This window comes from Microbacterium sp. AG238 (genome assembly GCF_003610405.1).
Lineage (GTDB): Bacteria > Actinomycetota > Actinomycetes > Actinomycetales > Microbacteriaceae > Microbacterium.
Map to the genome: position 1 here is coordinate 1 of NZ_RAQC01000004.1, position 12010 is coordinate 12010.

Annotated in this window: 12 protein-coding genes and 1 rRNA gene; 5 read left to right on the forward strand and 8 right to left on the reverse strand. The window is 70.4% G+C overall.

Annotated elements, in window-relative coordinates; all coding sequences use genetic code 11:
• Both DEU36_RS15905 and DEU36_RS15910 read right to left on the reverse strand, forming a co-directional pair.
• Positions 1-251, reverse strand: a 251-nt coding sequence (locus tag DEU36_RS15905) for a class II aldolase/adducin family protein (RefSeq protein WP_396652180.1), incomplete at its 3' end; no start/stop codon positions are given.
• Between the two features lie 157 nt (positions 252-408).
• A complete protein-coding gene (locus tag DEU36_RS15910) occupies positions 409-1416 on the reverse strand; it encodes a LacI family DNA-binding transcriptional regulator (protein WP_120265327.1) in 1008 nt (335 codons plus the stop codon).
• Between the two features lie 186 nt (positions 1417-1602).
• Here DEU36_RS15910 and DEU36_RS16075 point away from each other — a divergent pair, with 186 nt between their 5' ends.
• On the forward strand, positions 1603-2115 hold the full coding sequence (locus tag DEU36_RS16075; RefSeq protein WP_147374457.1) for a hypothetical protein: 513 nt from the start codon (positions 1603-1605) through the stop codon (positions 2113-2115).
• Positions 2116-2126: 11 nt separating this feature from the next.
• Here the strand turns inward: DEU36_RS16075 and DEU36_RS15920 are convergent, their stop codons facing one another.
• The gene (locus DEU36_RS15920) at positions 2127-3458 is read right to left on the reverse strand and encodes a M20/M25/M40 family metallo-hydrolase (protein WP_120265329.1); all 1332 of its coding nucleotides are present in this window, start codon (positions 3456-3458) and stop codon (positions 2127-2129) included.
• Positions 3459-3509: 51 nt separating this feature from the next.
• On the opposite strand from DEU36_RS15920, the gene DEU36_RS15925 reads away from it, so the two are divergent.
• Positions 3510-4523 carry a Gfo/Idh/MocA family protein gene (locus DEU36_RS15925; protein WP_120265330.1) on the forward strand — a complete coding sequence of 338 codons (1014 nt, stop codon included), beginning with the start codon at positions 3510-3512 and terminating at the stop codon, positions 4521-4523.
• Between the two features lie 6 nt (positions 4524-4529).
• On the opposite strand, the gene DEU36_RS15930 is transcribed toward DEU36_RS15925, so the two are convergent.
• A complete protein-coding gene (locus DEU36_RS15930) occupies positions 4530-6056 on the reverse strand; it encodes a CitMHS family transporter (protein WP_120265331.1) in 1527 nt (508 codons plus the stop codon).
• A gap of 154 nt (positions 6057-6210) precedes the next feature.
• Between DEU36_RS15930 and DEU36_RS15935 the strand changes: the two genes are divergently transcribed.
• The gene (locus tag DEU36_RS15935) at positions 6211-7896 is read left to right on the forward strand and encodes a sensor histidine kinase (RefSeq protein ID WP_120265332.1); all 1686 of its coding nucleotides are present in this window, start codon (positions 6211-6213) and stop codon (positions 7894-7896) included.
• The gene (locus DEU36_RS15940; protein ID WP_120265333.1) at positions 7893-8546 is read left to right on the forward strand and encodes a response regulator; all 654 of its coding nucleotides are present in this window, start codon (positions 7893-7895) and stop codon (positions 8544-8546) included. The genes DEU36_RS15935 and DEU36_RS15940 overlap by 4 nt, the downstream gene beginning before the upstream one ends.
• Here DEU36_RS15940 and DEU36_RS16385 read toward each other — a convergent pair.
• Entirely contained in the window at positions 8525-8920 is a 396-nt protein-coding gene (locus tag DEU36_RS16385) for a hypothetical protein (RefSeq protein WP_120265334.1), read from the reverse strand. The genes DEU36_RS15940 and DEU36_RS16385 overlap by 22 nt on opposite strands.
• A gap of 68 nt (positions 8921-8988) precedes the next feature.
• Here DEU36_RS16385 and DEU36_RS15950 point away from each other — a divergent pair, with 68 nt between their 5' ends.
• Complete coding sequence (locus tag DEU36_RS15950; RefSeq protein ID WP_120265335.1) at positions 8989-10113, forward strand: class I SAM-dependent methyltransferase; 1125 nt, start codon at positions 8989-8991, stop codon at positions 10111-10113.
• Between the two features lie 6 nt (positions 10114-10119).
• Here DEU36_RS15950 and DEU36_RS15955 read toward each other — a convergent pair whose 3' ends face one another.
• The 3 genes from DEU36_RS15955 to rrf form a co-directional block, all read right to left on the reverse strand.
• Entirely contained in the window at positions 10120-11142 is a 1023-nt protein-coding gene (locus tag DEU36_RS15955; RefSeq protein ID WP_120265336.1) for a 1-aminocyclopropane-1-carboxylate deaminase, read from the reverse strand.
• A gap of 25 nt (positions 11143-11167) precedes the next feature.
• On the reverse strand, positions 11168-11824 hold the full coding sequence (locus DEU36_RS15960) for a GntR family transcriptional regulator (RefSeq protein ID WP_120265337.1): 657 nt from the start codon (positions 11822-11824) through the stop codon (positions 11168-11170).
• A gap of 100 nt (positions 11825-11924) precedes the next feature.
• Positions 11925-12010: ribosomal RNA gene (gene rrf / locus DEU36_RS15965) — 5S ribosomal RNA — on the reverse strand; the annotation flags it as partial.

Below are 12010 nucleotides of genomic sequence, written 5' to 3' on the forward strand. Positions count from 1 at the left end.
CCCGGCGTACCCGGCACCACACGGCCATCCAGATCACACACGATCATGTTCTCCGGAGCCAACTCGTCATACGACACCCCCGACGGCTTGATCACGAACAGATCAGCCCCCGGGACCCGCCCCGACACGTTGCCGCCGGTCCACACGACCAGCCCGTAACGCACCAGCTCCGCGTGCAACGACGCCACCTCGGCCCGAACCCGCGCTACCGCGACTTCGACCTTCACGCCGTCGACGTACTCGCTGCTGATCGCTGCGTTGCGTGCCACTCGAGTGCTCCTTCGCCCGGCCACCATCGGCGGGCCTCGATCGTGTGCCAGTCAATGTGACCGTTCACATTGCGACACTATAGCCAGGGTCGGAACCGGGGTGTCAACTCCCGGCGTGTCTCGGATCGATAACGACGACTCAGCGCCGCGGACCGGTCGAGGAACGCACGACCAGTTCGGGAACGAGTACGGCCGGGTCCACCTCGCCCGAGCCGTGGCCGAGCAGCAGGTCCACGCAGCGGCGGCCCAGCTCGGCGAAATCCTGACGCACCGTCGACAGGGGCGGCCAGAAGTGCGCCGCCTCGGGGATGTCGTCGAACCCGATGATGCTGATGTCGCGGGGGCAGTCCAGCCCCTCGTCGCGGATCGCGTGCAGAAGCCCGAGCGCCATCTGGTCGTTCGACGAGAAGATGGCCGTGAAGTCGCGCACCCGCAGCAGCTCGCGGCCGGCGTAGTAGCCGAACTCCGCGGTCCAGTCCCCCAGCACCGGAGCGGTCGTGGGGATGTCGGAGTCGCTCATCTCCTCGAGGAATCCGCGCATGCGGGCTTCGGCCTCGATCCAGTCCTGCGGACCGGCGATGTGGTAGATCGACCGGTGGCCGAGCTCGATCAGATGCCGCGTGGCCAGACGAGCGCCGGCGATCTGGTCGACCGAGAGCGCGTGCCCCGGATCCACCTCCGTCGATTGCAGCGTGACGTAGGGGATGCCGATCGGCTGCGCGGCGAGGGCGCGGAACACGCGCACCTGCGGCGCGATGACGACGAGCCCCTCGACTGCCTGGGCCACCAGGTGCGCGAGACCGGCCTGGATCGAGCTCGGTTCGCGCGCATCGACGTTGGCGGTCGAGACCCAGTAGCCGCGCTCGCGGGCGGCGGCTTCGATCGCCGCGATGGAGGATGCCGGCCCGTACTGCGTCGCCGATGACGTCAGCACGCCGATGGTGTGCGACCGGCTCGTCACCAGGGCACGAGCGGCGCGGTTGGGGCTGTAGTCGAGCTCCGCCATCACGGCGAGCACGCGCTCCTTGGTCTCGGCGCGGATGCTCGGGTGATTGTTGAGGACGCGCGACACCGTCTGGTGCGACACACCGGCCAGTCGCGCGACATCGCGAATGCTCGGGCGACGGCCTGCAGCGTCCTCGCTCATGCTTCCTCCGGCCCGATGCGCACGGTCACATCGGCTCGAGCCCATTATGCACCGCGAGTTTCGAAAACACGCGGTCGAGGGAATGTGACAGTCACACGGGCATGCGGAGGTGGTGTGACAGCAGGCTTCCGCGTCACACGACCGACGCAGCGCCCCGGCGCTCCCTCGCCGCCGTATGCTGACCGCATGTCCGACCTGGCGCGCTTCCTGCCTCTGAGCCACCGGTCACCGGATGCCGTCGCCGCGGCGCCCGCCGACCGCCGGGTCCAGATCGCAGCCGTCCTCACGCTCGCGGCCGCCGTGCTCGACGCGCAACCCGACGACCGTCGCCGGCGATTCATCGACGAGGCCGGGCTGACGGGCGACGACGGCCGCGCTTCCCTCACCGACCTCGCCGACGCTGTCGTCCGCGGCCGACGGCGCTCCGGCCGCGATCTCACGGCCGTCGCGCGCGCGTACCTCCGGCTGCCGGGCGAGCGGCCGCCGCTGCCATTCGACGTCGCCGGGACGGTCGCGCTCGCGGCCTCGACGAACGCGCCGTTCGCGCGACGCGCCGCGATCGCCGGGCACACCGTCCGTGCGACCGACGCCGGGTGGACGTTCGGGCGCGGCCCGGAGATCTCGGCGAGCGCCGACGACATCGTCGCGTTCCTCACGGGCGTCTCCGACGTGCCGCCGAGACGCAGTCGGGTCAGCTAAGACGCAGCAGATCAGCTGAGGCGCAGCAGGTCGCGGTAGAAGTCGATCCCCCGCAACCAGACGTCGACGCGGATCCGCTCGTCGTGAGCGTGGAGGGCTTCACGCTCGGATGCCGTGAGGCGGAAGGGCGCGAAGCGGTAGACGTTCTCGCAGATCGCGGTGAACCACCGGCTGTCGCTCGCCCCGAGCTGCAGATAGGGAGTCGCGACGACATCCGTGCCGAGGGCGGAAGCGACCGCAGTCGCGACGCGCCGCCACCCCTCACCCCGCCAAGGAGACACGGGCGACGGGTCCGAGCCGTGGCGCACTTCGATCTCGATGTGGGGGTCGGCGATGGCTCGTCGTGCACGCTCGGTCGCCGCGGCGACGGTGTCGCCCGTGAGCAGGCGGATGTTGACGGCTGCGCGGGCGGTCGTCGCGAGCACGTTCTCGCCGTCCGCGCCGCTGAGTTCGGTCACCACCGCGGTGGTCCGCACGAGAGCGTTGGTCTCGGCGCCGAACCGGGGCAGCGCTCGGGCGAGCAGGGCACCCGTTGCGGCGAGGTTCGCGAAGACGAAGCGGAAGGGCTCGCGAGCGTGCGGTGCGAGAGTGCGGAACATCGCCCGCACCGGCGGCACGAGCCGCACCGGAGCCGGACGACGGTGCAGCCGGTCGATCGCTCGCGCGAGTCGGGCGGTGGCGGGAAGCGGTGGCGGGGTAGATGCGTGACCTCCCGCCTCGCGGGCCGTCAGATCGACGGTCATGACGCCCCGCTCGGCGACGCCGATCATCGCGGTCTCGACCTCGACACCGGGGACGGCGCCCGACACGACCGCGCCGCCCTCATCGACGACGAGCGCGGGCCGGATGCCGCGGTCGCGCAGCACCTCGACGATCGCGGGCGCGCCGAGGCCGGCCACCTCTTCGTCGTGGCCGAAGGCGAGGTAGACATCGCGCGCCGGCCGCCACCCCTTGTCGACGAGGGCCTCGACGGCCTCGAGGATCGCCACGAGCGAGCCCTTGTCGTCGATCGCGCCGCGGGCGTGGATCGTCGCCTCCGCGCCGTCGCCGGTGAGGACGGCATCGAACGGCGGGTGGGTCCATTCATCGGGCACGACGGGAACGACGTCGTAATGCGCCATGAGCACGAGCGGGGCATCGGGGGCCCGGCCGGGCCAGCGGTAGAGCATCGCGTGCTCCCCCACCAGCTCGAGCTCGAGCTCGGAATGCACACGGGGATAGAGACGACGGAGAGTCTCGCGGAAGCGGCTCAGGTGAGCGGCATCCGATTCCGCAGGCGCGGCATGCGAGACGGTCGGGATCCGCAGGAGCTCGCGGAGGCGTTCGACGGCGGCGGTGTCCACGAGGCGAGCCTACGCCGCGCGGGTCGCCGCCCCGCTGGCTAGGCTCGCCTCATGACGAACGAGACGACGTCCGGCACATCGCACGCCGGCCTGCGATGGGGCATCCTGGCCACCGGCGGCATCGCCCACGCATTCACCCGCGACCTCCGCACGGCCGGCCGCGATGTCACCGCCGTCGGCTCGCGCACACCGGAGTCCGCGAGCCGCTTCGCCGACGAATACGGCATCCCCCATGCGCACGGCTCGTACGAGCAGCTCGCGGCGGATCCCGACGTCGACATCATCTACATCGCCACCCCCCATCCCGGCCACCGCGATGCTGCCGCGCTCGCGATCCAGCACGGCAAGCACGTGCTGGTCGAGAAGCCCTTCACGCTCAACCGCGACGAGGCCGTCGCGCTGCGTGATCTGGCCGCCGACGCGGGCGTCCTCGTCATGGAGGCGATGTGGACCCGCTACCTTCCGCACATGGTCCGTCTGCGCGAGATCGTGGCTGCCGGCACGCTCGGCGAGATCCGCACGGTGTTCGCCGATCACACGCAGCGGATCTCGGACGACCCCTCTCATCGCCTCAACGACCTCTCGCTCGGCGGCGGCGCGCTGCTCGATCTCGGCATCTACCCCGTGTCGTTCGTCTGCGACCTGCTCGGGCTTCCGACTCAGGTCCGCGCACTCGCCCGGCTGATGGAGACGGGCGCCGACGCCGAGGTCGCCACCGTCATGACCCACCCCTCGGGCGCGATCTCGACGACCGTGTCGTCGTCGCGCGGCGCCGGCCCCAACACCGCTCACATCGTCGGCTCGGAGGCACGCATCGAGGTCTCGGGCGTCTGGTACGCCGCCACCGACTTCCGCGTCGTGTCCCACGACGGCACGGTGCTCGAGGAGTACCGGTCCGAGATCGAGGGGCGCGGCATGCAGTTCCAGGCGCTCGAGGCCGAAGCGCTCATCGCCGCAGGACGCATCGACGGCGATATCCTGCCGATCGCCGAGACCGTCGCGATCATGGGCGTGCTCGACGACATCCGCGATCAGATCGGTGTGCGCTACCCGCAGGAAGGCTGAGCGTCCTCAGGCGGCGAAGGGCACGACGCCCACGAGCACCGCGACGGCGAGCATCACGAGCGACACGATCGCGGCGCGCCACAGCACCTTCTTGTGGTGGTCGCCGAGGTTGACATTGGCCAGCGACACGAGCAGCAGGATGGCGGGCACGAGCGGGCTCTGCAGGTGCACCGGCTGCCCGGTGATCGATGCACGCGCCATCTCGACCGGCTCGATCCCGTAGGTCGCGGCGCTCTCGGCGAGGATCGGGAGGATGCCGAAGTAGAACGCGTCGTTCGACATGAAGAACGTGAACGGGATCGACAGGACTCCCGTGATCACGGCCAGGTGAGGTCCGAGCTGCGTCGGGATGACCTCGGTGACCCACGAGGCCATCGCCGCCACCATCCCGGTGCCGTTGAGCACACCCACGAGCACGCCGGCGGCCAGCACCATCGAGACCACACCGACGATCGAGGGTGCGTGGGCGACGATCTCATCGGCCTGCTGCTTGAGCTTGGGGAAGTTGATCACGAGGGCGAGAGCGGCGCCCACCATGAAGACGTACGCGAGCGGGAACAGGTCGAGCACCAGCAGAACCATCACCACGAGCGTGAGCGCGAGGTTGACCCACACCAGGCGCGGACGCAGCGTCGCACGATTCGGATCGAGCATCGTGTCGGCCATGGCGGTGTCGCGCTCCTCGACCCACTGCGCCGCCGGAACGGGCTTGCGCCCACGCACGGTCACGACGTTGCCGGTGCGCAGTGTGGCGAGGGCGCCCGGACGAGGGTCGGCGCCGCGGAAGAGCTTCGGCCCGCCGAGCACGCCGTCTCCCCCGCCGAGGCGCGAGGTGTCGATGCTGCCGGCGAGCCGGCGTCGCTCCGAGAGACCGAGGAACCAGGCGAAGGTCAGCGAGACGACGATGCCGGCCGCCAGGGAGGGCAGCATCGGCACGAAGACGTCGGTCGGCTGCAGCCCGAGCGCCGACGCCGCCCGCACGGTCGGCCCACCCCACGGCACGATGTTCATCGTCCCGTTCATCAGACCCGCGACGCAGGTGAGCACGACGGGGCTCATGCCCAGCCGCAGGTAGATCGGCAGCATCGCCGAGGTCGTGATGATGAAGGTTGTCGAGCCGTCGCCGTCGAGCGACACGACGGCCGCGAGCACGGCGGTGCCGAGCACGACCTTCGCGGGGTCGTCTTTCAGCACGCGGGTGATCACCCGGATGAGCGGGTCGAAGAGCCCCACGTCGATCATGATGCCGAAGTACATGATCGCGAACATGAGCAGGGCGGCCGTCGGCGCCATGCTCGTGATGGCGTCGATGATCATGTCGCCGAGCCCCAGCCCCGCGCCCGCGAAGAGGCCGAAGGCGGTCGGCACGAGGATGAGGGCCACCATCGGCGTGAGCCTGCGGGTCATGATGAGTGCCATGAAGGTGAGCACCATCGTGAACCCGAGCGCGACGAGCACGCCCTCGGGCGGCAGGAACGCGAGGTCGTAGGCCTTTTCGTCCGCGGCGGCGGCGAGGATGGCGGGGATGGTCATGTCGACTCCTTCGTCGGCGGCTGCACGGACCAGCGGTGCGATCGGTCGAATCTAGGCCGCGCTGCAGGCGACCCGCGCGCTTGAGAGCATTCGGGTGACTTGAGCGCGTAGCGTGTGTTCTGCGCATTCTGCGCGCGAGAGCACAGGAGGTCGGATGCGGTTCACGACGCGACTCTTCCTCGTGCAGCTGGCCGTCGTCGCGACGGTGCTGCTCCTGTGCACCGGGGCGTTCGCCGTGATCGCGGTGACACAGGTGCGAAGCGCCGCCGAGGAGAACGCCCTCAACATCGCCCGCTCCGTGGCCGCGGCCCCGGAGGTGCGGGCCGCCGTCGCCCGGTGGTCCGACGACCCCGGCACCCCGGCTGCCGCCGACCTCGTCGACGGAGCGCTGCAGAGCACAGCCCTCGCCGTCGCGGAGCGGACCGACGCGCTCTTCGTCGTGATCACCGACGACCACGGCATCCGCCTCGCCCATCCGAACGCACAGCGACTCGGTGAGACCGTGTCCACCCCCTTCGATCGGGTTCTCGGCGGTGCGGAGGTCGTCGACTGGGAGGTCGGGACCCTCGGACGCTCGGCACGGGCGAAGGTGCCCGTCCTGCCGCCCGGCGGCGGCGGGCCGGTCGGCGAGGTCAGCGTCGGCTTCGAAGAGGGAAGCGTGCTCGACGACCTGCCCTCGGTGCTGCTCGCCATCGGCGTCGCCGCGATGCTCGCGCTCGGCGTCGGCGTAGCCGCGGGCTCGGTGCTGCGGCGCCGCTGGGAGAAGACGACCCTCGGGTTGCAGCCCGAAGAGCTGACGGCCCTTGTGCAGCAGCAGAGCGCGGTGCTCGACGGCATCGGTGACGGGGTACTCGCCCTCGATGAGACCGGCGTCGTGCGGGTCGCCTCGGAGGCTGCTGAGCGACTGCTCGGTCTCGACGGCTCTGTGGGACGGCCGCTCTCCGCGCTTGCGCTGCCGGACACCGTCGTGTCCGCGATCAGAGAAGGAGTGCCACTGCACCGCGTGGTGGTCGGGCACCGCGTGCTGACCGTCGACGTGCATCCGGTGCGACACGGTGGCCGCGAGCTCGGTGACGTGGTGATCGTCCGGGATCACACGGATGTCGCCGAGCTCGATGAGCAGCTCTCTTCGGTGCGGACCGTGACGGGGGCTCTGCGGGTGCAGCGGCACGAGTTCTCGAATCGCCTGCACGTCGCCGCGGGCCTGATCGACGCCGAGCGGGTCGCTGACGCACGGGCATTCCTCGACGAGCTCCTCGAGCGGGGCAGCGTGGCCACCGCCGTCGCACACATCGAGCGGATCGACGATCTCTTCCTGCAGGCCCTCCTCGCGGCGAAGGCGAGCGAGGCAGCCGCGCGCGGTGTCAGCGTCGCCGTCGGTGAAGACACGCTCGTCCTCGGCGAGCTGGCTCGCGTGGAGGACGCGGCCGCGGTCATCGGCAACCTCATCGACAATGCCGTCACCGCCGCCGCCCGTGGCGCCGAGCCCCGCTGGGTCGAGGTCACCTTCTTCGGCGACGGCGACGCGCTCGTCACGACCGTGGCCGATTCGGGGCCCGGCGTGCCGACGGGCCGAGATGTCTTCGCGCCGGCCGCGGAGCCCGAGGACGACCGGGTCCGGGGACGCGGGATCGGCTTGCCGCTCTCACGCGAGCTGGCGCGCCGTCTCGGTGGCGACGTGTGGCTGATCGACCCCGGCGGCCAGGCGCCTGCGGCATCCGGAGCCGTTTTCGCGGCGCGACTGCCGGGCGTGCTCCGCGCCTCCGCCCCCGACGCCAGAGACACCACTGCCGACACGACCGATACCACCGCGCCCCGCCCCGAGGAGGACGGCTCATGACCACGACTGCCCCGCTGCGTGTCCTCGTCGTCGACGACGACTTCCGCGTGGCGGACCTGCACCGCGACGCCGTCGACTCGGTGCCCGGGTTCCGCGCCCTCGAGCCGCTGCGGTCGGTCGCGGCGGCGCGCTCGGCGATCGCGGAGCACCGTCCCGATCTCGTCCTCGTCGACAACTACCTGCCCGACGGCGAAGGAGTCGAGCTCGTGCGCTCCATCGACGCCGATGCCATCGTCTTGTCGGCCGCATCCGACGCCGAGACGGTGCGGCGCGCCCTGCGTGCGGGCGCCATCGGCTACCTGATCAAACCCTTCGATGCCCGCGCTCTCCGCGAGCGTCTGGAGCGGTACGCACGCTTTCGCAACGTCCTCGACGCCGTCGAGCTGGAGCAGGACGACATCGATCGCGCACTCTCCATCGTTCACGGCGGCCCCGCGACGACGACCCGCTCGGCGACCGAGCAGATGATCCTCGCCACCCTCGGCGACCGAGAGGCCTCGGCCGGCGAGATCGCGGCCGAGTGCGGCATCTCACGAGCGACGGCGCAGCGCCATCTCGCGACGATGGCGGGCCGCGGCGTCGTCGACGTCAGATTGCGTTACGGCTCGACGGGGCGGCCGGAGCATCGCTACGCCGCGTCGCGCGGCTGACGGGTCGACCACCACGCCCACGCCACGAGCACCGGCTGGAAGAACAGCCGCACGAAGCGACGACGATCCGTGTCGAGTCCGAAGGCACTCCGTCCCTTGCGCCACTGATCGACATTGCCGGGGAAGACCGCGATGAAGAACCCCGCGAGCAGTGCTCCGATGCGCGAACGCTCGCGCGGGAGCGCGAGGAGCGCGAGACCGAACAGCGCCTCGACGGCTCCGGACGCGACGACGACGCCGTCCCGATCGATCGGCAGCTTCTCGACGACGACATCGGGCACCTGCGCTTGGAAGTCTCGCCTCGCCCAGAACAGATGGCTCAGTCCGGCGAAGATCATGGCACCGGCGAGCAGCCGGCGAAGCAGAGTTCTCATGCCTCCAGTGTGCGCTCCTCCCGCCCGACCGTCGAACCCTTGCGATCCGCCCCACTAGGCTTACCCGGGTGTCCGGCGCGCTCGATCTCTCACTTCTCCGCCGCTGGCCCGACGTCGAGGCGCCCGGTCTCGTCGCCGCCGATTCCGCCGACCGGCTGATCCTCGACGAGTCCGCGTCGGCTCGCGCCACGACGGGTCCCGGCGAGCTCACCGTCATCGGTGACGGTTACGGAGGGCTCACGCTCGGAGCGGCCGATGAGGGCGCTACCGGCATCCGCGTCCACCAGGACCCGTTGAGCGGCGAGGCCGCCCTCGCCGCGAACGCGGAGCGTCTCATGCCCGACGCCCGATTCGCCTCACTCCCCCTCGACACCGCGCTCGTCGCCGGCGCGCGGACCGTGCTACTGCGCCTGCCGCGATCGCTCGATGCCCTGGCAGACATCGCCGCCACGATCGCCGCCGCCGCTTCACCCGATGTCGTCGTCTACGCCGGTGGCCGTATCAAGCACATGTCACTGGCCATGAACGACGTGCTTCGTGGAGCTTTCGAGCGGGTGGACGTCACGCACGCGCGGGGGAAGTCACGGGTGCTGATCGCGCGGCGACCCCTCGCTGACTCACTGCCCGAGGCTCGCGCGGCGCGCATCGACGGCCTGGAGATCCGGGCTTTCGGAGGCGTCTTCGCCGGTGCCCGCGTCGACATCGGTACCCGGCTGCTGCTCGAGAACCTCCCGGCGCCCACTGCGGGTGGCACCGCCGAAGACCCGTGGATCGACTTCGCGTGCGGCACGGGCATCGTCGCGGCGACCTGGGCGACGCGCCATCCCGCCGCCCGCGTCTACGCGTCGGATCAGTCGGCCGCCGCCGTCGCCTCCGCAGACGCCACCATGCGCGCCAACGGCGTGTCCGACCGTGTCGAGGTTGTTCGCGATGACTTGCTGTCTCGCCGCGCCGACGCGAGCGCATCCCTTATCGCGCTGAACCCGCCCTTCCACTCCGGCGCATCCGTGAGCGACCGAGTCGCGCCGCGCCTCTTCCGCGACGCCGCCCGCGTGCTCCGCCCCGGCGGCGAACTCTGGTGCGTGTGGAACTCGGCCCTCCGCTACCGCTCGGAACTCGAACGCATCGTCGGCCCCACGCGCCAGATCGCTCGTGACCCGAAGTTCACCGTGACGGTTTCGACGCGGCGCTGACGGCACTCAGTGGTAGCGGCCGCTGTATGCGTTGATCGCCTGCTGCCCGCCCAGGTGTGCGTAGAGCACGTTCGACGCTGTCGGGATCTCGCGCGATGAGACGAGGTCGATCAGACCCGCCATCGACTTCCCCTCGTAGACCGGGTCGAGGATGACGCCCTCGAGACGTCCCGTGAGGAAGATGGCCTCGTCCGTGGACGCGACGGGGATGCCGTACTTCTCGCCTGCCCATCCCTCGAGCACCTGGATCTCGTCATCACGCAGCTCGCGGCCAACGCCGATGAGTTCCGCCGTGCGGCGTGCGATGCGCTCCACCTGGTCGCGGGTCTTCTCGATCGTCGCCGACGCGTCGATGCCCAGGACGCGACGCGGACGGTCGCCGAAGTTCGCCGCGAGGTCGGCGAAGCCCGCCACCATGCCGGCGTGGGTCGAGCCGGTCACGGTGCAGACGACGATGGTGTCGAAGAACACCCCGAGCTGCTCCTCCTGCTGACGCACCTCGTGAGCCCAGTTCGCGAACCCGAGCCCGCCGAGGCGGTGGTCGCTGGCACCTGCGGGAATCGCGTAGGGCTTGCCCCCCGCCGCCTCGACGTGGGCGATCGCTTCCTTCCACGAATCGCGGAACCCGATGTCGAAGCCCGCGGGTGAGAGCCGGACATCCGCGCCCATCAGCCGCGAGAGCAGGATGTTGCCGACGCGGTCGTTGACCGCATCCGGCCAGTCGACCCAGTTCTCCTGGACGACGACGGCTCGCAAGCCGAGGTGGGCGGCGACCGCCGCGACCTGACGCGTGTGGTTCGACTGGATGCCGCCGATGGACACGAGCGTGTCGGCGCCCTGCGCGAGGGCGTCGGGCACGATGTACTCGAGCTTGCGTGTTTTGTTGCCGCCATAGGCGAGACCGCTCGACACGTCCTCGCGCTTGGCCCAGATGCGCGCACCACCGAGATGCGCGGAGAGACGATCCAGCGGATGGATCGGGCTCGGACCGAAGGTCAGCGAGTGGCGGGGAAAATCGGCGAGGGACATCGGTACTCCTGCAGTCGGGTGGAGCTCAGGCGGGATCGGGATGGGTCAACAGGCGCTCGAGGGTCAGCCAGTTCTCACGTGTCGCGGACGCGGCGGCATCGACATCGCCCGCAGTGCAAAGCTCGACGATGCGCGCATGCGCAGAGACGGAGTCGCGCCCCGCAAGACTAGAGAAGCGTGCGCGTTCGAGCCGCCGCAGCAAGGGCGTCACCTGTTCGAGCAGAGTGCCGAGCAGCGGGTTGGCGCTCGCATCGACAGCCACCCGATGGAACTCGTCGTCCGCAGTGACGGCGCCCTCCACGTCGCTCGCCCCCAGTGCCTCGGCGAACCGGGCGTTCGCGGCCCGCATCGCATCGAGATCAGATGCCGTCAGCTGGGGCACGGCCTCACGGACAGCGAGCTCATGCAACGCTGCGGCGATCCGCTGCGCCGAGAGGGCCTCGCGCTCGTCCAGCGGCGCGACCTCGGTCGCCTTCGCACGTCGCGTCCGGACCAGCCCCGCGACTTCGAGCCGGGCGATCGCCTCCCGGATGGGCGTACGGCTCACACCGAGCCACTCTTCGAGCTCACTGTCGCGAAGCCGGGCGCCGGGTTCCAGCCGGCCACTGACGATCGCATCGCGAAGCGCCGCGTACGCGTGGTCGCGCAGGGACGCGGGACGGGCGACGGGAGCTAGCGACATGCAATATATTGCACACCACCGCCGACGAACAGTCAAGTCCAGCCGCACTGAGCACACGAAAAAGGGCCACCCAACATTGGGTGGCCCTCTTACGAAAGAAGTCCGGCGGTGTCCTACTCTCCCACAGGGTCCCCCCTGCAGTACCATCGGCGCTGTGAGGCTTAGCTTCCGGGTTCGGAATGTAAC